Source organism: Sphingomonas sp. UYEF23 (genome assembly GCF_040546165.1).
Lineage (GTDB): Bacteria > Pseudomonadota > Alphaproteobacteria > Sphingomonadales > Sphingomonadaceae > Sphingomonas > Sphingomonas glacialis.
In genome coordinates, this window is the sequence record NZ_JBEPNG010000001.1 from 143,519 (window position 1) to 169,980 (window position 26,462).

Below are 26,462 nucleotides of genomic sequence, written 5' to 3' on the forward strand. Positions count from 1 at the left end.
AATTTTGCACCTGAGAATTGATCCCGCTCAGTAGACTCTTCGAAAGTATCTGATCTGGCTCCCATATTGGTCAGTATCGACCCTTGACGAGCAATGACACCGGTATCAAGATGAGCCGAGAATGTTGGAGATCGAACCATCCGGCATCGAATACGGGAGATGGCGATGAAGGTGCGGATCGGGCTGTCGCTGACGGCCATGCTGGTGTTGACCGGCGGGTGCGGCCAAGATGGCGGCAGTACGCCGACCCCGACACCGAGCGCGACCACCGCAGTGCTGGCGGTATTGCCAGCGACGGGCGACACGGCCGCGTTCAAGGACACGCTGCTACGGCTGACCTTCGATGGCCCGCCGGTGATCACCGGCTCGGGCACGATCCGCGTCTATCGCAGCGACGGAACGCTGGTCGACACGATCGACACTTCGGCGAACATCGTCACCACCGGCGGCGAAACGCAGAGCGCACTCGGCGCCGCGAATACCGAGATCGACAAGATCGGCAACGGCGTGGCGAGCCTCACGCAATATCGCTACACCTATTATCGGCCCGTCAGCGTCGCAGGCAATGTCGCGACGATCAAACTCCACGACGGCGTGCTGGCGTATGACACAGCGTATTACGTTCAGGTCGACCAGTCGGTGTTCAACGGCCCGTTCGGCGGCGCGGGGAGCTTTCCGGGGATCGGCGGCACCACCGCCTGGACCTTCCGCACCAAGTCCGCGCCGACCTCGACCACCAATCTCATCGTCGACGACGATGGACCGGCCGACTTCCGCTCGCTGCAGGGCGCGCTCGATTATGTCATGGCGACGGGCTGCCTGTCGTGCCCGAGTGCCGCCAGCCCGAAGACGATCACGCTCAAGAACGGCATTTACGACGAGCAACTGTTCCTGCGCAACGTGAGCAATCTCACGATCCTGGGGGAAACCCGCGCCGGGACGATCGTGCGCAACAGCAATTGGGAAGCGTTCAATCCCGGCACCGGCGGCAGCCGCGCGACTCCGAACACCACCTTCAGCAACATCGGCGGCGCCGCCACGCTCGGCACGCGCCTGTCGCTTGGCGGCGGGCGCGCGGTGCTGCTGGTCGAGGGCGGCGATCTGCTCAAGCTGAGCAACTTCACCTTCGCCAACACGCACGTGAAGGATGCCACGCAGAACAGCCAGGCCGAGGTGATCTACTACAATTCGGCGACGCTCAACGGATCGCGCTTCATCGCCACCGACATGAACTTCCTCGGCACGCAGGATACCTTGCAGATGAAAGGCTGGGTGTGGATCTACAACAGCCTGATCACCGGCGATGTCGATTTCCTGTGGGGCTATCCCTTCGCCGAAGTGATCGAGAATTCCGAACTTCGCACTGTCTTCGATCCGACGACGCCGGGGTCGGGCGGCTACCTCTTCCAGTCGCGCGCGGCCAAGGGCTATCCCGGCTTCGTCGTGCTCGGCGGGACGCTGACCGCGGCGAGCGGCGTGCCCGACGGATCGGCCTATCTCGCGCGCTCGGGCGGCTCGACGCAAGGACAGGGGTTCTGCACGACGATGCTCGCGCTCGGCGGCGGCTCGGCCGGCAATGCCACCCAATATTGTGACTCGGTCGCCTATATCGGCGTCAAGATGGGCCCACATATCGCGCCCGCAGGCTGGTTCACCAATCCGGTCCCCAATCTGTTGCCGACGGCGCGCGAGGGCTGGCGCGAGAGCGGATCGATGACGCCGGGCGGCGCGACGCTGCCGCTGACCGGTCGCGAAACGCGCTATGCCAGCAGCACCGCCGATCTGTCCTCGCTCGACACCCGCGCGAAGGTCTTCGCGCAATGGAACGGCAATGCCGGCTGGAATCCCCAGCCATGAGCGCCGGTATCCCCGGCATGCGCGCTGAAAGTCCCCACCGGGAGCCTCCACCCCGCTTGCCCCGGCCGGCGGGGTGGCTTTGTCCCTACCCAAATCCCGCTTAGGACACCGATATGTAAATCAGCCGTCGCGATGCCTTCGGTCTGGCGCTGGCCGGCACCGCTGCCTTGGCCACCGAACCGGCCGCCGCCGTACCGCCCGGATCGGGAGCGCTCCCGGCCGCCGCCTGGCGCCGCGGGTTCGATAACCAGCGCGTGCCCGATCAGGGCGACGGCCGCTTCCTCAACCCGCTGCTGTCCGGCGACCATCCCGACCCGGCGATCCTCAAGGACGGCGCCGACTATTACATGACCTTTTCGAGCTTCGACTCCTACCCGGGGCTGACGCTGTGGCACAGTCGCGATCTGGTGAACTGGCAACCGCGCAAGGCGGCGCTGACCAAGAACATCGGCTCGGTCTGGGCGGTCAGCCTGGCCAAGCATGACGGGCGCTATTTCCTCTACATACCGGTCAAGGCGACCCCCAACACGATCTTCGTGATCCATGCCGATCACATCGACGGCCCGTGGAGCGACCCGATCGACTTGCATTTGCCCGCCCATATCGACCCCTGCCACGCGGTGGCCGAGGACGGATCGCGCTGGCTGTTCCTTTCGGGCGGGGACCGTATCCGGCTCGCGCCCGACGGCCTCTCGACGCTCGGCGCAGTCGAGCATGTCTATGACCCGTGGCACTATCCCGCGGAATGGGACGTCGAGAGCTTCAGCCCGGAGGGACCGAAGATCGCGCACCACGGCGATTACTGGTATCTCATCACTGCGGTCGGCGGCACTGCGGGCCCGCCGACCGGGCATATGGTGATCGCCGCGCGATCGCGCTCGCTGCATGGGCCGTGGGAGCACTGTCCGCACAATCCGATCGTGCGCACCACCAGCACCGATGAACGCTGGTGGTCGCGCGGCCATGCCAGCCTGATCGAGGCGCCGGACGGGAGTTGGTGGTCGATCTATCACGGTTACGAGAATGGCTTCTGCACGCTCGGTCGCCAGGCGCTGCTCGATCCGGTCGCGTGGACCGCGGATGGCTGGTTTCGGATGACCGGCGGCGATCTCTCGCGCCCGCTCGCAAAGCCGCGTGGCGGTGCTGCCGTGCCGCACGGCCAGCCGCTCAGCGACGCCTTCACGCGGCTCGACCTCGGCAGCCGCTGGAACTTCTTTCGCCCCGGCCCGCACGAAACTGATCGTCTCCGCATCGAGCAAGGCGCGTTGGTGCTGCGCGCGAGCGGAACCGCGCCGGTCGATTCCTCGCCCCTGTTGCTGACGGCCGGCGACCAGGCCTATGCCTTCGAATGCGACGTCGAGATCGCTCCCGGCGCTACCGCCGGACTGGTGCTGTTCTATGACGACAGATTATATGCCGGACTCGGTTTCGACGAGCGGCGTTTCGTGACGCATCAATATGGGATGGAGCGCGGACGCCCGTCCAACCCGCACGGGCGCAGGATGCGGATCCGCATCACCAACACCCGCCATATCGTCGCCATCCACACATCGCACGATGCAGGCCGAAGCTGGCAGCGCTTCGATCGGGGCATGGAGGTGTCGGGCTATCATCACAATGTTCGCGGTGGCTTCCTGATGCTGCGACCCGGCCTCTACGCAGCTGGGACGGGCGAAGCGCGCTTTCGCGACTTCCGCTTCCGCGCGCTGTGAAGGACGACGGGTCCCTGATCCGATCGCCGGACGACGATATCCGGCCGCACCTCCAATTCCACCTCGACGCGCCCCTTGCCGACGCGAACGACACGAAGTCTGGGTGACCGCACGGCACGCTTCAAGTTTGGTGGCAGCCATCATCGACTGATCCAGCTTTCCAACCTTGGCCGCGAGCGCCGCAGATCGTGTTGACCACGCCCATGCGCCTCCAACCGACCAGCCGGGTGCCGATCAGGGGAATGATGCGATCGGCGACGGCGCGCTCCGCCAGCAGCGTGTCTTGGAATGCGTACGATCCCGAAACCGCTTGCAGCGTCCAAATGGTAGCGCTACCTGTCTGCTATAGCGCGGTCACGCGCATCGGGGAGAGGACCAATGGCGTATCGTTATGTAGCCGCCGTGCTGGCGTGTGGAACCGCATCGCTCGCGCTGGCGCAGGATCGCGCCCCTGATGGCCGGCGCTATCTTTCGCAACCGCTCGTCACGTCGATCTACACCGCCGATCCGTCGGCACACGTCTTCAATGGCAAGATCTACATCTACCCGTCGCACGACGTGCCGACCGAGACCCCCGACGACGATCTCGGCAACCAATATGCGATGCACGATTATCGCGTGCTGAAGATGGACAAGATCGGCGCCCCCGTCACGGTCGGCCCGGTCGCGCTCGACGTCCGCCAAGTCCCCTGGGCGTTGCAGCAGATGTGGGCGCCCGATGCTGCCTACAAGAACGGCACCTATTACCTCTATTTCCCGGCGCGCGACAAAACCAAGGACAAGAACGGCCTCGGCAAGTTCATGGTCGGCGTCGCGACGTCGAAGAGCCCGATGGGCCCGTTCAAGGCCGAGCCCAAACCGATCGCGGGCGCCTTCTCGATGGACCCGGCGGTGTTCACCGACAGCGACGGCAAGAGCTATCTGTATTTCGGCGGGATCTGGGGCGGGCAGCTCCAGCGCTGGAAGAACGGCACGTTCGATCCCAATGGCAGCGACACCGACCTCGGCCAGGACACCAAGCCCGCGCTGACGGGCAAGGTCGCGCGGCTCAACCCCGACATGAAGAGCCTCGCCGAAACGCCGCACGACGCGGTGATCCTCGACGAAGCCGGCAAGCCCGTGCTCGGCGGCGATCACGACAAGCGCTTCTTCGAGGCGTCGTGGATGTTCAAGCGCGGCGGGCACTATTATTACACCTACTCGACCGGCGACACCCACTTCCTCAACTATGCGACGGGCACCAGTCCGTACGGCCCGTTCACCTATCGCGGGCATATCATGAACCCCGTCCAGGGCTGGACGACGCATCACTCGATCATCGAGACCGGCGGAAAGTGGTGGCTCTTCTATGCCGACACGCAGCTCAGCGGGAAGAACCACCTGCGCAACGTGAAGCTGACCGAGCTCACCTTCAACGCTGACGGGACGATCAAGACGATCGATCCGCTCGTCAAATAAGGCAGACGATGTTTCTCGGAATCGATATCGGCACGTCGGGTGTCAAGGCCGTCGTCCTCGACACGCATGGCGCGGTCGTCGGCCAGGGCGTCGCGGCGCTCACCGTCCAGCGCCCTCACCCCTTGTGGTCCGAACAGGACCCCGAGGATTGGTGGAAGGCGACGACCGCCGCAGTGCTCGCGATCGACCCCGAGGTCCGCCGGTCGGTCCGCGGGATCGGGCTCGCCGGGCAGATGCACGGTGCGACCCTGCTCGGTGCGAACGATAAACCGCTCCGCTCCGCGATCCTGTGGAACGACGGGCGCTCGTTCGCGGAATGCGCGGCGCTCGAGGAGACCACGGGCGATTTCCGCACCATCGGCGGCAATATCGTGATGCCGGGCTTCACCGCCCCCAAGCTTGAATGGGTGCGGCGGCATGAGCCTGAGATCTTCGCGCAGGTCGCGACGGTGCTGCTGCCCAAGGATTACGTCCGGCTGCGGATGACCGGCGAGAAGGCGTCCGACATGTCGGATTCGGCGGGCACGCTGTGGCTCGACGTTGCGGGCCGGCGCTGGAGCGACACGCTGCTCGCCGCCTGCGGGCTGACCGAGGCACAGATGCCGCGGCTGGTCGAGGGCACCGACGTCGCGGGCACGCTCCGTGCCGACATCGCCGAGGCCTGGGGCATGGCGCAGGTCCCGGTCGCAGGCGGTGCGGGCGACAATGCCGGTGGTGCCGCGGGGGTCGGCGTCGTCACCGATGGCAAGGCCTTGCTATCGCTCGGCACGTCGGGCGTGATCTTCGTCGCCAACGATACGTTCCGGCCCAACCCGACGCGCGCGGTCCACGCCTTCTGCCACTGCCTGCCCGATATGTGGCACCAGATGTCGGTCCACCTCAGCGCCGCGTCGTGCATCGACTGGGTCGCGCGGCTCACCGGCGCGAGTGGTGCTGCCGAACTGTTCCAACGCGCCGAAGCGGCGGGTACCGCCAATGGTCCCGAGATCTTCCTCCCCTATCTCTCGGGCGAACGCACCCCGCACAACGACGCGCAGGTCCGCGGCGCCTTTGTCGGGCTCGACAACGACACCGACGCCAACCGCCTCGCGCAGGCGGTGCTCGAAGGTGTCGCGTTTGCGCTCGCAGACGGGCTCGACGTGCTGCGCGAAGCCGGAACCGAGGTCGCCGAACTCGCGGTGATCGGCGGCGGCGCGCGCTCGCATTATTGGGGAAAGACGCTCGCCGCCGCGATGGACGTGCCGTTGGTCTACCTCCAGGGCGGCGAGGTCGGTCCCGCGCTCGGCGCCGCGCGGCTCGCGCAGATCGCGGTCGATGGCGGAACGCCCGCCGACGTCTGCGTCGCCCCACCCGTCTCGCATCGCATCGCCCCCGATGCCGCGCTGACCGAACGGCTAGCGCCGAAGAAGGCCAGGTTCCGCGCTGCCTACGCCCAGATTTCTCCCCTCACCGCATCCAACTGACACCCAAGGAGCGCCCCGATGGCCACCGATTTCTTCGCCGACATTCCGCAGATCGCCTTCAAGGGCCCCGAGACCGACGACGAGCTCGCCTATCGCTATTACGACAAGGACCGCGTCGTCATGGGCAAGCGGATGGAAGACCATCTGCGCTTCGCCGCCTGCTTCTGGCACACCTTCTGCTGGCCCGGCTCGGACGTGTTCGGTGGCGGCACGTTCAACCGCCCGTGGCATGCCGGCGCGAATGATTTGGCAGCGGCCGCGCAGAAGCGCGAAGTCGCGTTCGACTTCTTCACCAAGCTCGACATCCCGTTCTACACCTTCCACGACGTCGACGTGATGGCCGATGCCGCCACCATCACCGAGCATCGCCGCAACTTCGCCGAAGCGGTCGATCACCTCGAGAAGCTCCAGGCCTCGTCGGGCCGCAAGCTGCTGTGGGGCACCGCCAATTTGTTCAGCCACCCGCGCTTCGCCGCCGGCGGCGCGACCAACCCAGACCCGCAAGTCTTCGCGTTCGGCGCGATGCAGGTCCGCGACGCGCTCGAGGCGACGCATCGCCTCGGCGGCGCGAACTACGTGCTGTGGGGCGGTCGCGAAGGCTATGAGACGCTGCTCAACACCGATCTCAAGCGCGAGCTCGACAATCTCGGCCGCTTCCTCAACTTGGTGGTCGAGCACAAGCACAAGATCGGCTTCACCGGCACGATCCTGATCGAGCCAAAGCCGTTCGAGCCGACCAAGCACCAGTACGATTTCGACACCGCGACGGTGTACGGCTTCCTCAAGCGCTACGGCCTCGAGAACGAGGTCAAGGTCAACATCGAGGCGAACCACGCGACGCTCGCCAGCCACACCTTCGAGCATGAAATCGCGACCGCGGCGGCGCTCGGCATCTTCGGCTCGATCGACGCCAACCGCGGCGATCCGCAGAATGGCTGGGATACCGACCAGTTCCCCAATTCGGTCGAGGAACTGACGCTCGCCAATCTCGAGATCATCCGCGCGGGCGGCTTCACCACCGGCGGGTTCAACTTCGACGCCAAGGTGCGGCGCCAGTCGATCGACGCGGTCGATCTGTTCCACGGCCATGTCGGCGCGATCGACGTCGTCGCCAAGGGCCTGCTCAGTGCAGCAGCGCTGATCGAAGACGGTCGCCTCGATGCGATCAAGACCGAGCGCTATGCCGGATGGGACGCCGATTTCGGCCAGAAGATCGGGTCGCTCGACCTGGCGGCGATCGCCGATCTCGCGGTCGAGCAGGGCATCGACCCACAGCCGCGCTCGGGCCGGCAGGAGCGGATCGAGAACCTCATCAACCGCTTCATCTGATCAAGCGATCGGCCCGTCCGTTTCGCGCGGACGGGCCGATCTTCCGACGAGCCCTTGCGCTGGTCGCCTTGTACTCTGCGCCGGCAGCTTCTATTATGTCGGACTAATTCAAGGAACAGTATCTATGATCGACGGAGCGATTTTGATCGGTGCCGAGCAACGGCAGGCGACGACGCGATTTTCGGGGATCGACCCTTCGACCGGCGCGACCCTCACCCCCGATTTCTCCTCGGCCGGTGTCGATGCCGTGGCCGATGCAGCGGCGCTCGCCGAAGCGGCCTTCCCCGAATATGCGGCGACCGATCCCGAAACGCGCGCGACCTTCCTCGAGGCAATCGCCGATGCGATCGTCGCGATCGGTGACGAACTGATCGACCGCGCCGTCCAGGAAAGCGGCCTGCCTTGCCCGCGGATCGAAGGCGAGCGTGGCCGTACCGTCGGCCAGTTGCGGCTGTTCGCGACCGTCGTCCGCCAGGGCGACTGGCTCGATGCGACGATCGACCCCGCGCTTCCCGACCGCGCGCCGCTGCCGCGCCCCGATCTGCGCCGCGTCAATGTGGCGGTAGGCCCCGTCGCGGTGTTCGGCGCGTCTAACTTCCCGCTCGCTTTCTCGGTCGCCGGTGGTGACACCGCGTCGGCGCTCGCCGCGGGCTGCCCGGTGATCGTCAAGGGCCATCCGTCGCATCCCGGCACCGGCGAACTCGTCGCACGCGCGATCGCCAGCGCGGTCGCCAAGTGCGGCCTGCCCGCCGGCACCTTCTCGTATCTGCCTGGTGAGACCAACGATCTAGGCGGCGCGCTCGTCGCCGATCCGCGGATCAAGGCGGTCGGCTTCACCGGCTCGCGTGGCGGTGGCTTGGCGCTCGTCAAGATCGCGGCGCAGCGCGCCGAGCCGATCCCGGTCTATGCCGAGATGTCGAGCATCAACCCCGTGATCCTCTTCCCCGCAGCCCTCGCCGCCCGCGGTGATGCGCTGGCGACCGCGTTCGTCCAGTCGCTGACGATGGGCGCCGGGCAATTCTGCACCAATCCCGGCCTCGTCCTCGCGATCGACAGCCCCGAGCTCGATGCCTTCGTCAACGCGGCCGGTGTCGCCTTGGGCGGCAGCCAGCCCGCGACGATGCTCTCGCCCGGCATCCATGACAGCTTCGAAAAGGGCGTCGCCGCGCTCGCCGAACACGGTTCGGTCCGGACCGTCGCGCGCGGTTGCGCGAGCACTGGCGCCAACCAGGCGGTCGGCGCGCTGTTCGACACCGATGCCGCCGCCTTCCTCGCCGACAGCGCGCTCGGGCATGAAGTGTTCGGCGCGTCGGCGGTGGTCGTGCGCTGCACCGACCTTGCCGAGCTGACGCGCGTCGTCGCCGGGCTCGAAGGCCAGCTGACCGCGACGCTCCAGATCGATGCCGACGATCATGCCGCCGCGGCCAAGCTCCTCCCCACGCTCGCCGGTCGAGTCGGGCGGATCCTCGCCAATGGCTGGCCGACCGGGGTCGAGGTGAGCCACGCGATGGTGCATGGCGGCCCCTTCCCCGCCACCAGCGACGGGCGGACGACTTCGGTCGGCACGCTCGCCATCTATCGCTTCCTGCGGCCGGTCTGCTTCCAGAACTTGCCGGCGGAGTTGCTCCCGGCAGCGATCGCGCCCGACAATACGTGGCACGTCGCGCGCCGGATCGAAGGCGTTCGCGAAGCTTCGCCGCGGTAAAACGGCACACGCCGCGGTGGGCGAGGGCCTGCCGCGGCGATGCTGCACGCGGAGGATCGGCCGCACCGGTCCCGCGCTCATGACACATCGCTTGACCTCGTGTTGGTAGCGCTATCAGATATAAAAACGTGACGGGAGTTGAGGATGGCGGGCAGCAGCGACCCACAGCGGTCTGCACTGGCGGCGGACTGGCAGAACGGGACTTTCCTCGGGCGGATCGAGAGCGCCGATGGCCCCTCGCCGGTCCTGCTCGTGCGCGGCGAATTGTTCGACATGGCGCGCGTCGCCCCTACCGTCTCGGCGCTCGTCGAAGCGGGGGATTTCAGCGGCACCGGCGGCGTCTCGCTCGGCGTATTCGACCCGTCGGCCGTGACCCTGCTCAGCCCCGTCGACTTGCAATGCGTCAAGGCTTGCGGCGTCACCTTCGCGGTCTCGGCGATCGAGCGCGTCATCGAGGAACGCGCCCGCGGCGATTCGAGCGCTGCGGCGGACATCCGTGCGCGGCTCGAAACGCGCGTCGGCGGGTCGATCCGCGCGGTCGTGCCGGGCTCGAGCGAGGCGGCTGACCTCAAGCAAGCGCTGATCGACGACGAGATGTGGTCGCAATATCTCGAAGTCGCGATCGGCCCTGATGCCGAGGTGTTCACCAAGGCGCCCGTCCTCTCGACCGTCGGCGGCGATGCCGAGATCGGCATCCGCTCGGATTCGACCTGGAACAACCCCGAACCCGAGATCGCCCTGCTCGTCGACAGCCGCGGCACCGTCGTCGGCGCGACGCTCGGCAATGACGTCAACCTCCGCGATTTCGAAGGCCGCTCGGCGCTGCTGCTCGGCAAGGCGAAGGACAACAATGCGTCGTGCTCGCTTGGGCCGATGGTCCGGCTCTTCGACGCCGGCTTCGGCATCGACGATGTCCGCTCGGCCGAATTGCGGCTGCGGATCGAAGGCGAGGACGGCTATGTCCTCGACGGCGCGAGCAACATGGCCGAGATCAGCCGCGATCCGCTCGACTTGGTCCGCCAGACGCTGAGCGAACATCAATATCCCGACGGCTTGGTGCTGTTCCTCGGCACGCTGTTTGCGCCGGTGCAGGACCGCGAAGAGCCCGGCCGTGGTTTCACCCACAAGGTCGGCGACAGCGTGACGATCGAAAGCGCGCGGCTCGGCCGTCTCGTCAATCGTGTCGTCACCTCGCGTGATGCCGCGCCCTGGACGATTGGGATCAGCGCGCTTTTCGCAAATCTCGCCGGACGCGGCCTGTTGGGAGCAACCCGGTGAGCGGTGCCGTCTATCCAAGTCTCGTCGGCAAGCGCGTGTTGGTCACCGGCGGCGGCAGCGGGATCGGCGCTGCGCTGGTCGAAGCGTTTGCGGCGCAGCAGGCAAACGTCGCCTTCATCGACATCGACAAGGAAGCCGGCGAAGCGACAGCGGCGAAGTTCGCGCCCGGCCGGTTCCACGCTTGCGACCTGCGCGACATCGATGCGCTCACCGCGACGATCGCCAGGATCTCGACCGAGCTCGGCGGGATCGACATCCTCATCAACAACGCCGCGCGCGATGACCGCCACACGATCGAGGAAGTGACCCCCGCGTATTGGGACGAGCGGATGGCGACCAACCTCCGCCACCTGTTCTTCGCCGCCCAAGCCGTAGTCCCCGGCATGAAGGCCGCGGGCGGCGGCGTGATCGTCAATTTCGGGTCGATCAGCTGGCATCTGGGGCTCCCCGACCTGGTTCTCTACCAGACCGCCAAGGCCGCGATCGAGGGCCTCACGCGCAGCCTCGCGCGCGATCTCGGCCGCGACAACATTCGCGTCACGACGATCGTCCCCGGCAATATCCAGACCCCGCGGCAGGAACGCTGGTACACCCCCGAGGGCGAGGCCGAGATCGTCGCCGCGCAATGCCTCGATGGCCGCATTCAGCCGTCCGACGTCGCATCGCTCGCGCTGTTCCTCGCTTCGGACGATGCGCGGATGTGCACCGGCCATGACTATTTCGTGGACGCGGGCTGGCGCTGATGGTCGGCGCGGTACGCTCGGTCCAGCCGATCGGCGCGATCCTCGGCGAAGGGCCGGTCTGGCATGACGCGGCCTTGTGGTTCGTCGACATCAAGCGCTCGCGGATCTACCGTTTCGATCCGGCGCGCGATGCTCTGCAGCACTGGGACGCGCCGGGCGAAGTCGGCTGGGTCCTACCGCGCGCGAGCGGCGGGATGATCGCTGGGCTGGACACCGGCCTGCACGCCTTCGACCCCGGCGGCGGGCAGTTTACCCACCTGTTCGATCCCGAGCCGCACCTCCCCGGCAACCGCCTCAACGATGCGACCACCGATGCTCAGGGCCGCATCTGGTTCGGCAGCATGGACAATGCCGAGCAGGACGCGAGCGGCCGGCTCTATCGTGCCGATCCGCACGGCAGCACCGACAGCGGCCTCGCCCCCGTCGTCATCACCAACGGCCCGGCGATCGCGCCCGATGGCGGCACGCTCTACCACACCGATACGCTCGGCCGGAGCGTGTGGCGCGTCGTGCTCAACGACGACGGCACGCTCGCCGCGCCCGAACTGTTCTGCGAAATCGCACCCGGCGAAGGCCATCCCGATGGCTCGACGATCGATGCCGAAGGCTGTGTCTGGGTCGCGCTGTTCGGCGGCTGGGGCGTGCGGCGCTACGATCCGGCGGGCACGCTGATCGAGACGGTGGAATTCCCCGTCGCCAACGTCACCAAGATCGCCTTCGGCGGCCCAGATCTGCGCACCGCCTATGCAACAACCGCGCGCAAGGGCCTGACACAACAGGATTTGCAAGCGCAGCCGCTCGCCGGCAATCTCTTCGCGTTCGACGCCGGCGTGTGTGGCCTGCCCGTCTATCCAGCAAAACTATAAACGATTTCAGGAGCGGAAAAACGATATGGCACTCACGCAGCCCGATACCCAAAGGGGCAATCTGGGGTTCATTGCGGCGATCGTGGCGGTGGCCACGATCGGCGGACTGTTGTTCGGCTATGACAGCGGCGCGGTGAACGGGACGCAGCCCGGGCTCAAGGCGGCGTTCGCGCTCGACGATGCCGGGCTGGGCTTCACCGTCGGATCGCTGCTGATCGGCTGCGTCATCGGGGCGTTCTCCGCCGGCACGCTCGCCGATGCGATCGGCCGTCGCAACGTGATGCGCGATGCTGCTTTGCTGTTCCTGCTCGGTGCGCTCGTCCAGGGGATCGCGCACGACCATACGCTGTTCGTCATCGCGCGCATCTGCGGCGGGATCGCGGTCGGCGCGGCCAGCGTGCTGTCGCCCGCGTATATCTCGGAGGTCGCGCCGCCCAACATCCGTGGCCGCATGACGACCGTCCAGCAGATCATGATCATCACCGGTCTGACGGCGGCGTTCTTCGCCAATTATTACCTCGCGGCAGCCGCGTCCAACCCCGTCAACCCCAACGACGTCGCCTCGCTCAACCCGCTCTGGTTGGGCATCGCCGCGTGGCGCTGGATGTACCTGCTGCAGGCGGTGCCCGCGGTGGTCTTCTTCATCGCTCTGTTCTTCATCCCCGAAAGCCCGCGCTTCCTCGTCTCGAAGCAACGCAACGAAGAAGCGCTGAACGTGCTGACCAGCCTGTTCGGCACCCGCCAGGGCGCACTGACGCTCGGCGAGATTCAAGCGAGCTTCTCGAAGGACCATCGCCCGCGCCTCTCCGACGTACTGACGCCGCCGGGTGGACGCGGCTTCCTCGGGCTTCGCTCGGTCGTCTGGGCGGGTCTGCTGCTCGCAGTGTTTCAGCAGCTCGTCGGCATCAACGTGATCTTCTATTACGGCGCGACGCTGTGGCAGGCGGCGGGCTTCTCCGAGTCCGAGGCGCTGATGACCAACATCATCTCGGGGACGATCTCGATCGTCGCGTGCTTCATCACGATCGGCCTGGTCGACAAGATCGGCCGCAAGCCGTTGCTGCTGATCGGGTCGGCGGGCATGGCGGTCACGCTGTTCGCGATGGTCTATGCCTTCTCGACCGGCACGCTCGTCGCCGAAAAGCTCACGCTGCCGGGGCATATGGGGCAACTCGCGGTCGGCGCGGCGCTCGCTTATTCGTTCGCGTTCAACATCAGCTGGGGCCCGGTGATGTGGGTGATGCTCGGCGAGATGTTCCCGAACCAGATCCGCGGTTCGGCGCTCGCGGTCTGCGGTTTTGCGCAATGGTTCGCCAATTATCTCGTCGCGCAGTCGTTCCCGATCATGCTCGGGAGCATCGGCCTCGCGAAGAGCTATTCGTTCTACGCGGTCTGCGCGGTGATCAGCTTCTTCCTGGTGCAGAAGTTCATCCACGAGACCAAGGGCAAGTCGCTCGAGGCGATGGAGGGGTAAGGCGCGCGCCACCTTGGTGGCGCGTGTGGCTCCGATCTTCGAGCAGATCGCTTTTGACGGGACCGCGATGATGCCATCGCGGTCCCGTTTTTTATTTACGAATGCGCTCGAAGTCCCGTGGATCCCTGCCAGTCAGGAGGCGCCCTCCGATCGGGAGTTACCGATGCTGAAGGACCGTATTTGGTGGCGGTCCGGCAGCTTTCGGGCGCGGTGATCAATTAGGCGACATGAACCGACTCGATTTCCAGCGTGTGCGGTTCGGTGTCGTGGAGCTTGGCATGAAGTGTGAGGTCGCTCACTTCCTCGCCCTCCGTCGTCAAATCAACCAGCATCTGCCAGTAATCACCCATCCAGCGGTAGACCGCATATTCCCACGTGGACCGGTGTAGGGGAGCCAAGCTGTCTCCGTAAGCCGACACGCTCTCGGCGATTGCTTTCGCCGCCGAAGGATTAACCTCGCGCACACCCCGGATCGCGTGATCGCGCAGGCAGTAATCTCCGACCGCGAAGGCGTCTGCGATTTCTCGGAACGTGGCATGTAGCTCCGATGGCACGGAGTGTTCGTCAGCGTCTTTCGCCAGCATACCAACTAGTTCCTGCGTCCGCTCACGGGGAACCTGCATCGCGAGGTGAATGTCCGCAAGGGGTCGGTTTCCGCCTTTATCGTCCTCCCCGCATAGGCGGGCATCCAATGCGCCGACGAGCTTCCGTTTTGCGGCAGCTTAGCGGCATTGTTTTCCCGTCTGCACGGGAACGACCGAAGCTGCGAGCGGGAATGCGGGCTCCTAGCATTGCCGAAGCCCACGGCAGCCTACGCGGACGAACCGCGCCCGCCCGCCAGCAGACCCAGCGCTGTCCTACATCCCACCTTTCATGATATACCCGTCAGGCTCTTTAAAATCGTCGAACCCGCGCCCGCACATTAGCGCAAAAACGGAAACGATCGGCTTTGTAAACAGCACGTCTTGGGGTCAATCGAGTCAACCAACCCCGCGCGGCACTCACGCCGCGCCTTGCCCCTCAACCGCGCCGCTCACCCGGCACCCCCACACCGCGTAGAACAGCACATACAGCTCGCACGCCGCCGTCAGCAGGAACGAGGTCTGCAGCCCGTACATATCCGCCAGCTTGCCCTGCACGATCACCAGCGCGCCGCCGGCGATCGCCATGATCAGTAGCCCAGACCCCTCTTCGGTCAGCGGCCCGAGCCCGCGAATGCCGAGCGTGAAGATCGTCGGGAACATGATCGAGTGGAACAGCCCGACCGAGATCAGCGCCCACATCGCGACATGCCCCGTGGTGAAGGTCGCGATCAGCATCACGACGCACGCGCCGATGCTGGCGGCGGCTAGCACGTGCTCGGCGGGGATGCGCTGCATCAGATAGCTGCCGACGAAGCGGCCCACCATCATCCCGCCCCACAGCAGGAAGAGATAATGCGACGCCTGCTCGTGCGTCGTATTGCCGATCTCGGGCTGGCTGATGAAGTTGATGAAGAGGTTGCCGACGCCGATCTCGGCGATGAGATAGATGAAGATCGCCGGGATGCCGAAGATCAGGTTGCGGTGCGACCAGAGCGAATGGTTGGCGCGCTCGGCCTTGGCGTTGCGCTTGGTGGCAGCCCCCATCGCCGGCAGCGGCGAGCGCGCGATGACGACCGCGAGCACGACCAGCACGACCGCGACGATCAGATACGGCAATTGCACCGATTGCGCGTCGGCCAGCCGCTGTGCCGGGGTCAGCGCCGCCGCCCCCGCCGCCGCCGTGCCCGAGGTCGAGCGGCCGAGGATCAGATACCCGCCGAACAGCGGCGCGAGCGTCGCGCCGAGCGAGTTGAACGCCTGCACCAGATTGAGCCGCGACGACGCGGTCTCGGGCTTGCCGACGACCGCGACATACGGGTTGGCGGCGACCTGCAGCAACGTGATGCCGCTCGCGATGACGAACAAGGCGAACAGCGTCACCCCGTACGACGGGATCCGCGCCGCGACGATCATCCCGAGCGCACCCGCCGCCATGATGACGAGGCCGACCACCAATGAGCGCTGATAGCCGATCCGCTCGATCAGCTTGGCCGAGGGGATCGACGCGACGAAATAGGCGATGAACCACACGCTTTCGATCAGCGTCGTCTGGGTATAGCTCAGATCGAACACGCTGCGCAGATGCGGCAGCAGCGTGTTGTTGATGACGGTGATGAAGCCCCACATGAAGAACAGGCTCGCCAGCAGCGTCAGTGCCGAACGATAGCGCCCATTGTCGGGCGAATCGCCCGATGCGACGGGGGCAGGCGCGGCAATCACGGGTGCGGCCATTCGTAGATCCTCCATGTGGCGAACCCCGCGCGCGGCGGATTGCCTTCTCGGTATTTGTCCGAGTATAAGTCTCGCTCTATCTCGTCAACAGATAGCCTCGGCGACCGGAGTGTGTGGCGCGGGAATGTGGAAACCCGTCCGCGCCTAGGGAGGTCGCCGCGCTGCTGCTGACCCAGTCCGGACGATCCTGCATGACCGACACGCCTACCGCTCCCGCCACGCCGCTCGCTCGCCTGCGCTCGCGCGCCTGGTTCGACAATCCCGACAATATCGACATGACCGCGCTGTACCTCGAGCGCTATCTGAACTTCGGGCTCAGCCTCGAGGAACTCCAGTCGGGCAAGCCGATCATCGGCATCGCGCAGACCGGCAGCGACCTGTCGCCGTGCAACCGCCATCATCTCGTGTTGGCAGACCGCGTGCGAGAGGGCATCCGCGAGATGGGCGGGATCGCGATCGAATTCCCGGTCCATCCGATCCAGGAAACCGGCAAGCGCCCGACCGCCGGGCTCGACCGCAACCTCGCCTATCTTGGCCTCGTCGAGACGCTCTACGGCTATCCGCTCGATGGCGTCGTGCTGACGATCGGCTGCGACAAGACCACGCCCGCCTGCCTGATGGCGGCGGCAACCGTGAACATCCCGGCGATCGCGCTGTCGGTCGGACCGATGCTCAACGGCTGGCACAAGGGCGAGCGCACCGGCTCGGGCACGATCGTGTGGAAGGCGCGCGAAATGCTCGCCAAGGGCGAGATCGACAATGCCGGCTTCATCAAGCTCGTCGCCTCGTCGGCACCGTCGACCGGCTATTGCAACACCATGGGCACCGCGACGACGATGAACTCGCTCGCCGAGGCGCTCGGCATGATGCTGCCGGGCTCGGCTGCGATCCCCGCGCCGTATCGCGACCGCCAGGAGGTCGCCTATCTCACCGGCAAGCGGATCGTCGACATGGTCCGCGAGGACCTCAAGCCATCCGACATCATGACGCGCGACGCCTTCCTCAACGCGATCGTCGTCAATTCGGCGATCGGCGGATCGACCAACGCGCCGATCCACTTGGCGGCGATCGCGCGCCATGTCGGCGCCGAGCTCGAGCTCGACGACTGGCAGACCCACGGCCACAAGGTCCCGCTGCTCGTCAATCTGCAGCCGGCCGGCGAATATCTCGGCGAGGATTATTATCGCGCGGGCGGCGTGCCCGCCGTCGTCGCCGAGTTGATGCGCCACGACCTGATCCAAGAAGGCGCGCTGACCGTCAACGGCCAGACGATCGGCGACAATTGCCGGGATGCGACGATCGAGGACGAGCGCGTGATCCGCACCTTCGAGACGCGTCTCGTCGAGGAAGCCGGCTTCGTCGTGCTGAAGGGCAATCTATTCGACGCCGCGATCATGAAGACGAGCGTGATCAGCGCCGAGTTCCGCGAGCAATATCTCTCCAACCCCGAGGATCCCGAGGCGTTCGAAGGGCCGGCGATCGTGTTCGACGGTCCTGAGGATTATCACCACCAGATCGACGATCCCGCGCTCGGCATCACGCGCGAGACGCTGATGTTCATGCGTGGTGCCGGCCCGATCGGCTATCCCGGCGCGGCCGAGGTCGTCAACATGCGGCCGCCCGCGTATCTGATCCGCGAAGGCGTTCACGCGCTTCCGTGCATCGGCGATGGTCGACAGTCGGGGACGTCGGCCTCGCCGTCGATCCTCAACGCCTCGCCCGAAGCGGCGGCGCATGGCGGGCTGGCGCTGCTGAGGACGGGCGACCGCGTGCGGATCGATCTCGGTCGCGGCACCGCCGATGTGCTGATCTCGGACGAAAAGCTTGCCGAGCGCCGCGCCGCGCTGGTCGCAGCGGGCGGGTATCAGTATCCGGCCTCGCAGACGCCATGGCAGGAAATGCAGCGTGCGGTGGTCGGCCAGCTCAACACCGGCGCGATCCTCGAGGGTGCCGAAAAGTATCAGCGCATCGCACAGACGCGGGGGTTGCCGCGCGACAGCCACTGAGCGGACAAAAAAAGGGGACGGCGGTTGCCGCCGCCGTCCCTTCGCTACGTATCGTCGCTCCGGACGCCGCTCAGTCGTCGAACGCCTCGACTTGCCGCCGCTCGCCGCGCAGATAGGCATCGGCCACGTGCCGCAACGGCGCGACATCGACATCGCTCTCACCCGCCGCGATGAGCGCGGCGAAACGATCGTACAGCCCGCGATATTCGGCCTCGGGCGCGAGCGTCTGCTCGACCCCGTCGATCCGCAACTCGCTGCCACCCTTCGACAGCACCAGCGTGCCGGCATCGGTCTCGACCTTAATGTCCCACGTCTGCGGGCCCGTCTGGCGCCAGTCGAACTCCGCACGGATCGGCGTTCCCGCCGCATCGGTGAAGTGCAGATCGGCTGCGATCGGCGAAGCGCGATTGGCTGGAATCTCCAGCACGCCGTGCGTCAGGAAGAAGCCCGGCAGGATCGCGGTCGCGATCGACAGCGCGTTGATCCCGGGGTCGAACACCCCCATCCCGCCGGCTTCCCAGATCCACGCTTGGCCGGGATGCCAATGGCGGACGTCTTCCTTCCACTCGACATGGACCGAGCGCAGCACCTTGCCCGCCAGCCAAGCCCTGGCAGCCTCGACCCCGGCTGCGTAGCGCGAATGCCAGCTCGCAAACAGCGTCACCCCCTTATCGCGTGCCAGTGCGTGCAACAGGTCGACTTCGCTCAGCGTCGCGCCGGGTGGCTTTTCGAGAAACACGTGCTTGCCGGCAGCGATCGCGAGACGCGCCGCCTCGAAGCGGACTTGCGGTGGCTGGCACAGCGAGACCGCGTCGATCTCCTCGGCGGCGAGCATCTCTTCGATCGTGGTGTGCGTCACCCCGTGCTCGATCCGTCCGTGCCGGCTCGCGGCGGTGACGAGATCGAAATCGGGCGAGGCGTCGAGGACGGGAATATGCTGGTCGCGCGCGATCTTGCCGACTCCGACTATGCCGATGCGGATCACCATCTCAAAGCGCCTTCATGCTGACAGAGACGGGCGCATCGATCGCGATCGGGTTGCGCACGGGCAAATGGAACGGGACGGCTTCGATTTCGAACACGTCGCCTTCCTGGGTTTGCACGGCTTCGCTGAACGACAGCGTCGCAGTCCCGAAGAAATGGACGTGCACGTCGCCCGGCCGACGGAACAGCGCATATTTGAAATGGTGATGCTCAAGATTGTCGATCGAATGCGACATGTTCGCCTCGCCCGACAGGAACGGCTTTTCCCACAGCGTCGCGCCATCCCGTACGATCCGGCTGGTGCCGCGGACGTCGGCGGGAAGCGCACCGACGCGCAATTCGGGGCCGAGCGCGGCATTGCGCAGCTTCGAGTGCGCCAGCCACAGATAATTGCCCCGCTCGGTGACATGGTCCGAAAACTCATTGGCGAGCGCGAAGCCGAGCCGGACCGGCGTGCCGTCGGCATCGATCAAATAGATGCCGGCAATCTCGGGCTCCTCGCCTGCATCGAGCGCAAAGGCGGGCGAGCGCAGCGGCTCGCCGGGGGCGACCAGTTGCGACCCGTCGCCCTTGTAGAACCATTCGGGCTGGACGCCCTGCCCCGGCTCGGACGGCTTGCCGCCCTCGACCCCCATCAGGAACATCTTCATCGAGTCGGTCGGCGCAGGATTTTCGACCGCGGCGCGGTGCATCCTGTCGCGCCCCTCGGCCGAGCCGAGATGCGTGAGGCCCGTTCCAGTCAACAGCAGATGCGCGGGATCGATATGGTCAACCGGCGAGAGCAGCGTCACGCTCGCCAGGTCGAGCGGATCGCCCACGCCGGCGCGTTCCACCGCTTCGGCCAGACCGACCCCGTCAGTGAGCGCCGTCTTGGCAAGCGCGATGGTGGTGATGGCACCGGGTACGACGCGCGCCGAGCCGTCGGGACCGAGCGCAGCGACGCCGCGAGCGCCGTCAGCGCCGCGAAATTGAACGAGCGATACGCTCATCGTTAACCTCTCCACAAAGCCCCGCAGCCGATCGAACCGCTGCGCGCTATTAGTCCGACTACCAGCTAGCAGCGCGCTTGCAGATGTTCAACCAAGCTCCCCAAGCTTTGATGATAGAAGCGGCGCTACCCACCGCATCGCCCCGATGACGGTCCAAGGTCGGCCGCAACAGCGAGTCTCCGCCCAGTCGATATCGACGGCTACCCGAGCGCACCGGTCCACTCAGCGCGGGGCAAAAGCCGATCGTCATCACCGGTGGATCCCGGTCACATCCGCATCGTGCCCGTCTCGAGGAAGCGTTGGTGCCACGACAGCGCTTCGCCCGGCAGCATCGGCGTCTGCTGGCCGTACGAGCCCAGCCGGGCGCGGCGGTAATAGTCGGCGAGCGCGGGGCGATAATCGGGATGCGCGCAATTCTCGATGATCAGCTGCGCGCGCTGCTTCGGGCTCAGCCCGCGCAGATCGGCGAGGCCTTGCTCGGTGACGAGCACTTGGACGTCCTGGCTGATATGATCGACATGGCTCGCCTGCGGCACGATCGCCGAGATCGCGCCGCCCTTGGCGGTCGACGGCGTCATGAAGATCGAGACATAGGCATTCCGCGCGAAATCGCCCGAGCCGCCGATCCCGTTCTGGATCCGCGATCCCATGATGTGCGTCGAATTGACGTTGCCGTAGATGTCCGCCTCGATCAGCCCGTTCATCGCGAGGCAGCCGAGCCGGCGGATCAGCTCGGGATGGTTGCTGATCTCCTGCGGGCGCAAGATCATCTTGTCGCGATACGCGCGCAGATCGGCATTGAGCCGCGCCGCAGCCTCCGGACTGAGCGAGAAGGCGGTCGCTGACGCCATCAGCAGTTTCCCCGAATCGAGCAAGTCGAGCATCCCGTCCTGGATCACCTCGGTGTACGAGGTCATCGCCTCGAACGGTCCAGCGACGAGCCCGCTCAGCACGGCATTGGCGATGTTGCCGACCCCCGACTGCAACGGCAGCAGCGACGCCGGCAACCGCCCGCGCGCGACTTCATGGCGGAAGAAGTCGATCAAATGCCCGGCGATCGCTTCGGCTGCGGCATCGGGTGCTGCGAACGGCAAGTTGCGATCGGGCGCGTCGGTCTCGACGATCGCGACGATCTTGGCGGGATCGACGCGGTAATAGGCCTCGCCGATCCGGTCGTCGGGGCGGACGAGCGGGATCGGCACGCGGTGCGGCGGCAGCGCGGTGCCGTAATAGATGTCGTGCATTCCCTCGAGCGCGGGGTTCTGCCAGCGATTCACCTCGAGGATGATCTGGTCGGCGCGGTCGAGCCAGGTCTTGTTGTTGCCGACCGACGACGACGGGATCAGCGATCCGTCGTCGCGAATGCCCACGACCTCGATCACGGCGGTGTCGAGCGGTCCGAGAAAGCCCTGCCAGGCCATCGGCGCGACTTGGCTCAGATGCATGTCGAAATAGTCCATCTCGCCACGGTTGATCTTCTCGCGTGCGATCGGATCGGAATTGTACGGCAGGCGAAACTCGATCCCGTCGGCCTTCGCAAGCGCGCCATCGAGCTCGGGCCCGGTCGACGCCCCCGTCCACACGCGGACCCGGAACGGATTCCCGAGCGCGTGCTCGGCCTCGATCCGCGCGGCGAGCGCTAGCGGAACTGCCTTTGGATAGCCCGATCCAGTAAAGCCGCTGAGCCCGACCGTGCTGCCCGGTGCGATCAGCGCTGCGGCCGCATCGGCCCCCATGACGCGGTCGCGCAAATGCGCGCTGATTTTCGAAGGCATGAACTTCCTCTTGGCCGTTATAATCCGGGGCGTGCGCAGCGTGCGGTCAAGCCGGCACCGCGGCGTGACCGATCGAGCGGCTCACCAGCAGCAACGCGCCGTCGCCAGGATAAGGGGCAACCGTGAAGCCCATGTCGCGCTCGACCTCGATCGCGGCGTGATTGTCGCGGCTCTCGATCGCCTCGAGCACCTTGACGCCCTTGGTGTCGGCGACCGCGGCGATATGCGCGAGCAGCGTCCAGCCGATGCCGTGCTGCTTGAAATCCTTGCGGAGCGCGATAGCGACTTCGCCGCGCTCGAACCCCGGGTCGCAGGCGAGCATCGCGGTCGCGATCATCGTCGCTCCGTCATGCGTGAACGCGAGGTAATTCTCGGTCCAGCGATGATCGACGTGCGTGAGAGCGGTGATCTGTGCCGGCGCGACTTCGTTCATTCCGGTGAGAAAGCGAAACCGCAGATCCTCACGCGTCACGTGCGTAAAGAACTCGGCGACGGTGCCATCGTCCTCGGGCCGCGCCGGGCGCACGTGAAAGGTAAATCCGCTGCGCGTGGTGAGTGTCTGGCTCGGCTGATGCATCGAAGGCCCTTCCGCTTGGCAAACGAAACCCGATTCCGAGCTTCACAAGAGCGCCTCATGCGCTGCGAAGGTCGGGCTGGCTGCTGATGAAACTACGTAGATCGGGCCAGACGCAGCGTCATGCCGCCAACACCGCTGCGACCGGACGACGCAGCGCATAGGGCAACGCGGGCCCACGCCCGAAGCGCAGGACGAGATCGGGCCGCATGCCTGGCGCGCCGATCACCGCGGCAAGCTCGGGTCGCAAACCGGCGACCTCGACCGGCTGATTGACGAACGCGCATTTGATGCCGAGCGCGGTCGCTTGCAGCGCGAACCGCTGGCACGCCCGACCGACGCGCACCCAATGGTCGGGATCCGCCTTTGCCCCAAGGAAGATCGCCACGCCGGCCGAAGAGTCGAGCTGGCGCGCATATCGGTCGTTTTCCGAGCGGGCGGTCACGAAGCGATCGAACAGCGCCGGCCCGGCCCAGCTCGGCAGCGGGAAGTTACCGCTCGCCGCGTTGAACAGGCCGTCGCGTGTGCGCAGCGCCGCGTGCGGATTGTAGCGCAGCCACTGCTTGAGTTCGCGTACGAAAGCCGGGTCGGCCATCTGTCTGGAGTTGCCGTCGATGACCATGTCGCGCACGATCGCCCTATCGCGGCGTTCGGTCATCAGGATCAGCTCGACCCCGGGCACCGCTGCCGCGACCGCCAGGTCGCGGAGCTCGGCGGTGGGGAGCGATCGCCCGTCATAGCGGCCACGCGTCGATTGCCGTTTGGGGATCGCCCAGAACAACGGATCATCGACGGGCGGGCCGGGGCGAAACGCAAAGCCGATCGTCCCGCCATCGTCGGGCGCAAACACCGCCGCCCCGCGATGCCCCGACGCAGCCGCCGCCAGCACGAGGTTTTCGGTCGCGCATCCCAGGCTGACGAACAGATGGTGATCGTCGGGATCGACGACCGGGGTGCGCCGGCTGAAATCGGGGAGCACGTCGATCCGGTTCGTGCCGAGGCGGAAGCGCCACGGCTGCGTATTATGGCCGTTGGGGGCGAGCGTCGCGAAGCGGACGAGCTCGGCCAGCGCCGGGTTGCCGCCATGCGGAATACGCGCGGCGGCAGCTGCCGCATCATATGCGGTCATCGAGGACAGGTCGTGAAGGCCGGCCCAGCCAGCCCCGACGACGCCGAGCGCGGTTGCCCCACCCCCGAGCAGAAGATTTCGGCGGTTCATCCCAGACCCTCCCGATCGGTGCGAGACGCGCTCAGGCGTCGGCCGGCGTGAAGTCGAGCACGACGCGTGACGGCACGTCGCCGCGCTCGAGCCGCTCGAACACGCTGTTGATCGCCGCCAAGGGCTGCAGCTCGATGTCGGCCTTGACCTTGCCGTCGGCGGCGAATTGGAGGCACTCGGCCATATCCTTGCGGGTGCCGACGAACGATCCCCGCACGGTGATGCAATTCGCCACGACATCGAACAACGGCACGGGGAACTCGCCCGGCGGCAAGCCGACGAGCACGCAGGTGCCACGCTTGCGCGTCATCGCGACGCCTTGCTTGAACGCGGCGAGCGAGGGCGCGGTGATCAGCACGCCGTGCGCCCCGCCGCCGGTCTTCTCCTTGAGTATTTCGGCGGGACTATGCGTCTTTGCGTTGATGACGAGATCGGCACCGAGCCGCGTCGCGTGGGCGAGCTTGCCGTCGTCGATGTCGATCCCGGCGACGTTCAGCCCCATCGCCTTGGCATATTGGATCGCGAGATGGCCAAGCCCGCCACACCCCGAAATCGCGACCCATTCGCCTGGCCGCGCCTGCGTTTCCTTGATGCCTTTGTACGTCGTGATGCCAGCGCAAATCAGCGGCGCCGCCTCGACCGCGCTCAGCCCGGCGGGAATGTGCGCGACATAGTCGGGGTCGGCGAGCAGATATTCGGCGAAGCCGCCATTTTGCGTGTAGCCGCCGAACTTGGCCTCGCCGCACACCGTCTCCCACGCCGACAGGCAATATTCGCAATGTCCGCATGCCGAATAGAGCCACGGCACGCCGACGCGGTCACCCTCCTTGACGCGGGTCACTCCGGCGCCGAGCGCGACGACGATGCCGATCGCCTCATGCCCGGGGATGAAGGGCGGGTTGGGCTTGACCGGCCAATCGCCCTTCGCGGCGTGCAGATCGGTATGGCAGACCCCGCACGCCTCGGTCTTGACGAGGATTTGCCCGGGCCCCGGCGTCGGGATCGCAACCTCCTGGAGCACCAACGGCTGTCCGAATGCGGTGACGACCGCGGCGTGCATTGTCTTGGCCATGAGCAGGCTCCTTCCGGGGGGAATGCGGGAATCGTTTCGACCTGACACGCGCGCGACACGCTGACAGCAGTGCCGCGACACGGCCGCCTGCACGAGCGCTCTGGCCTGTCTTCCCTAGAAGTCGCGACCCGCGTTTGGGCAGACTCGGAAAATACGCATAGCTCCGACCGGCAACTGCCTTGCGCCGGTCAGCCTGAGCGCTAGGTTCACAGCGCCTCCCGCCAAGGACCCCTGCATGCGCGCTGTCTTCGCTGTTCTCCTGTCTGCCACCATCCTGACGAGCGGCGCGCACGCGGCCGCCCCCACCGCCGCGGCGTCTGCCAATGCCGCGCTCGATCTTGCCAAGAAGGCAATCGCGCTGCGCTCGGTAAAGGGCCCGGGCAACCAGACCCCGCAAGTCGCCGCACTCTACAAGGCGGCGCTCGTCGCGGGCGGTTTTGCCGATGCCGATGTCGAGATCGTGCCCGTCGACGACACCGCCTATTTGATCGGCACGTGGCGCGGCAGCGATCCGTCGCTCAAGCCGATGGTGATTTCGGGGCACATGGACGTCGTCGAGGCCAAGCCCGCCGACTGGAAGCGCGATCCGTTCACCCCCGTAGTCGAGAATGGCTATCTCTATGGTCGCGGCGCGACCGACATGAAGCTCGACGGGACGATCGCGATCACTGCGCTCACCGACCTGCGACGCAGCGGCTACAAGCCCAAACGGACGATCGTCATCGAATTCTCGGGTGACGAGGAAACCGCGATGAAGACCTCGACGCTGATCGCCGAGCGGCTCAAGGACGCCAATATCGTGCTCAACGTCGATGGCGGCGGCGGCGTGCTCGACGAGACGACCGGCAAGCCCAAATATTGGACGTGGAACGGCGCGGAGAAAACCTATGCCGATTTCCGGCTGACCGTCACCAACCCCGGCGGCCATTCGTCGATGCCGCGCCCGGTCAACGCGATCGTCGAGCTTTCGAAAGCGCTCGAGAAGGTCGGCGCGTATCAGTTCAAGCCCGAACTGAGCCCGCTGACGCGCGAGGCGCTGACCAAGGCCGCGCCGTTCGAGGAGCCCGCGATCGGTGCCGCGCTGAAAGCGTTCGTCGCCGATCCGACCGACAAGGCCGCGATCGCGACGCTGACCGCCAATCCCGCGACCGTCGGCAAGATCGGCACGACCTGCGTCCCGACGCTCGTCAACGGCGGACACGCCGAGAACGCGCTCCCGCAACGCGCGACCGCCAACATCAACTGCCGGATCTTCCCCGGCCACAAACCAGCCGACATCATGGCCGAGCTCGGCCGCGTGATCGCCGACCCGGCAGTGACGATCGCCGATGTCAGCGAAGGCTCGGTGGCGAACGACGCATCGCCGATGCGCTCCGATTTCATCACCGCGATCACCCGCGCGATGGGCCAGGTCTATCCGGGCGTGCCCGTCTTCCCGGCGATGGCCTCGGGCGCGAGCGACAGCATGTGGTTCCGCTCGCACCACGTCGCGAGCTATGGCGCGAGCCCGACCTTCATCAAACCGTCGGACGATTTCAGCCACGGCCTCGACGAGCGCACGCCGATCGCGACGATCGAACCGGGGATCCGCTATTACAAGCTGCTGTTCACCGATCTGTCGAAGTAACCGCGGCAAACGCGCC

Annotated in this window: 20 protein-coding genes; 12 read left to right on the forward strand and 8 right to left on the reverse strand. The window is 66.2% G+C overall.

Annotated elements, in window-relative coordinates; all coding sequences use genetic code 11:
- The first annotated feature begins 165 nt into the window (after positions 1-165).
- From ABIB28_RS00705 to ABIB28_RS00750, 10 genes are all read left to right on the forward strand, one after another.
- A complete protein-coding gene (locus ABIB28_RS00705) occupies positions 166-1,857 on the forward strand; it encodes a pectinesterase (RefSeq protein WP_354285614.1) in 1,692 nt (563 codons plus the stop codon).
- 119 nt (positions 1,858-1,976) lie between these two features.
- The gene (locus tag ABIB28_RS00710; protein WP_502958193.1) at positions 1,977-3,569 is read left to right on the forward strand and encodes a family 43 glycosylhydrolase; all 1,593 of its coding nucleotides are present in this window, start codon (positions 1,977-1,979) and stop codon (positions 3,567-3,569) included.
- Between the two features lie 378 nt (positions 3,570-3,947).
- Positions 3,948-5,027 carry a glycoside hydrolase family 43 protein gene (locus ABIB28_RS00715; protein WP_354285618.1) on the forward strand — a complete coding sequence of 360 codons (1,080 nt, stop codon included), beginning with the start codon at positions 3,948-3,950 and terminating at the stop codon, positions 5,025-5,027.
- An 8-nt stretch (positions 5,028-5,035) separates the two neighbouring features.
- Entirely contained in the window at positions 5,036-6,490 is a 1,455-nt protein-coding gene (gene xylB / locus ABIB28_RS00720; RefSeq protein ID WP_354285620.1) for a xylulokinase, read from the forward strand.
- Between the two features lie 18 nt (positions 6,491-6,508).
- Positions 6,509-7,819 carry a xylose isomerase gene (gene xylA / locus ABIB28_RS00725; protein ID WP_354285622.1) on the forward strand — a complete coding sequence of 437 codons (1,311 nt, stop codon included), beginning with the start codon at positions 6,509-6,511 and terminating at the stop codon, positions 7,817-7,819.
- 124 nt (positions 7,820-7,943) lie between these two features.
- Complete coding sequence (locus ABIB28_RS00730; protein ID WP_354285624.1) at positions 7,944-9,524, forward strand: aldehyde dehydrogenase (NADP(+)); 1,581 nt, start codon at positions 7,944-7,946, stop codon at positions 9,522-9,524.
- A gap of 144 nt (positions 9,525-9,668) precedes the next feature.
- A complete protein-coding gene (locus tag ABIB28_RS00735; protein ID WP_354285626.1) occupies positions 9,669-10,802 on the forward strand; it encodes a fumarylacetoacetate hydrolase family protein in 1,134 nt (377 codons plus the stop codon).
- Positions 10,799-11,545, forward strand: a complete 747-nt coding sequence (xylB, locus tag ABIB28_RS00740; protein ID WP_354285628.1) for a D-xylose 1-dehydrogenase — start codon at positions 10,799-10,801, stop codon at positions 11,543-11,545. The genes ABIB28_RS00735 and xylB (ABIB28_RS00740) overlap by 4 nt, the downstream gene beginning before the upstream one ends.
- Positions 11,545-12,411: an SMP-30/gluconolactonase/LRE family protein gene (locus tag ABIB28_RS00745; RefSeq protein ID WP_354285630.1), complete on the forward strand. Its 867-nt coding sequence runs from the start codon at positions 11,545-11,547 to the stop codon at positions 12,409-12,411. The genes xylB (ABIB28_RS00740) and ABIB28_RS00745 overlap by 1 nt, the downstream gene beginning before the upstream one ends.
- A 25-nt stretch (positions 12,412-12,436) precedes the next feature.
- Positions 12,437-13,885: a sugar porter family MFS transporter gene (locus ABIB28_RS00750; RefSeq protein ID WP_354285632.1), complete on the forward strand. Its 1,449-nt coding sequence runs from the start codon at positions 12,437-12,439 to the stop codon at positions 13,883-13,885.
- Between the two features lie 218 nt (positions 13,886-14,103).
- On the opposite strand, the gene ABIB28_RS00755 is transcribed toward ABIB28_RS00750, so the two are convergent.
- Positions 14,104-14,469, reverse strand: coding sequence for a DUF7668 domain-containing protein (locus ABIB28_RS00755; RefSeq protein ID WP_354285634.1), 366 nt, complete (start codon positions 14,467-14,469; stop codon positions 14,104-14,106).
- A 417-nt stretch (positions 14,470-14,886) separates the two neighbouring features.
- Entirely contained in the window at positions 14,887-16,200 is a 1,314-nt protein-coding gene (locus tag ABIB28_RS00760) for a sugar MFS transporter (protein WP_354285636.1), read from the reverse strand.
- 191 nt (positions 16,201-16,391) lie between these two features.
- On the opposite strand from ABIB28_RS00760, the gene ABIB28_RS00765 reads away from it, so the two are divergent.
- The gene (locus ABIB28_RS00765; RefSeq protein WP_354285638.1) at positions 16,392-18,206 is read left to right on the forward strand and encodes an IlvD/Edd family dehydratase; all 1,815 of its coding nucleotides are present in this window, start codon (positions 16,392-16,394) and stop codon (positions 18,204-18,206) included.
- A gap of 70 nt (positions 18,207-18,276) precedes the next feature.
- Here the strand turns inward: ABIB28_RS00765 and ABIB28_RS00770 are convergent, their stop codons facing one another.
- From ABIB28_RS00770 to adhP, 6 genes are all read right to left on the reverse strand, one after another.
- A complete protein-coding gene (locus tag ABIB28_RS00770; protein ID WP_354285640.1) occupies positions 18,277-19,194 on the reverse strand; it encodes a Gfo/Idh/MocA family protein in 918 nt (305 codons plus the stop codon).
- 1 nt (position 19,195) lies between these two features.
- On the reverse strand, positions 19,196-20,179 hold the full coding sequence (gene araD1, locus ABIB28_RS00775; RefSeq protein ID WP_354285642.1) for an AraD1 family protein: 984 nt from the start codon (positions 20,177-20,179) through the stop codon (positions 19,196-19,198).
- A gap of 266 nt (positions 20,180-20,445) precedes the next feature.
- Positions 20,446-21,954, reverse strand: a complete 1,509-nt coding sequence (scpC, locus tag ABIB28_RS00780; RefSeq protein WP_354285644.1) for a succinyl-CoA:acetate CoA-transferase ScpC — start codon at positions 21,952-21,954, stop codon at positions 20,446-20,448.
- A 46-nt stretch (positions 21,955-22,000) separates the two neighbouring features.
- On the reverse strand, positions 22,001-22,531 hold the full coding sequence (locus ABIB28_RS00785) for a GNAT family N-acetyltransferase (protein ID WP_354285646.1): 531 nt from the start codon (positions 22,529-22,531) through the stop codon (positions 22,001-22,003).
- Between the two features lie 118 nt (positions 22,532-22,649).
- Positions 22,650-23,747, reverse strand: a complete 1,098-nt coding sequence (locus ABIB28_RS00790; RefSeq protein ID WP_354285648.1) for an Acg family FMN-binding oxidoreductase — start codon at positions 23,745-23,747, stop codon at positions 22,650-22,652.
- Between the two features lie 31 nt (positions 23,748-23,778).
- The gene (gene adhP, locus ABIB28_RS00795) at positions 23,779-24,819 is read right to left on the reverse strand and encodes an alcohol dehydrogenase AdhP (RefSeq protein WP_354285650.1); all 1,041 of its coding nucleotides are present in this window, start codon (positions 24,817-24,819) and stop codon (positions 23,779-23,781) included.
- Between the two features lie 235 nt (positions 24,820-25,054).
- Here adhP and ABIB28_RS00800 point away from each other — a divergent pair, with 235 nt between their 5' ends.
- Positions 25,055-26,446, forward strand: coding sequence for a M20/M25/M40 family metallo-hydrolase (locus ABIB28_RS00800; protein ID WP_354285652.1), 1,392 nt, complete (start codon positions 25,055-25,057; stop codon positions 26,444-26,446).
- Positions 26,447-26,462: the final 16 nt, after the last annotated feature.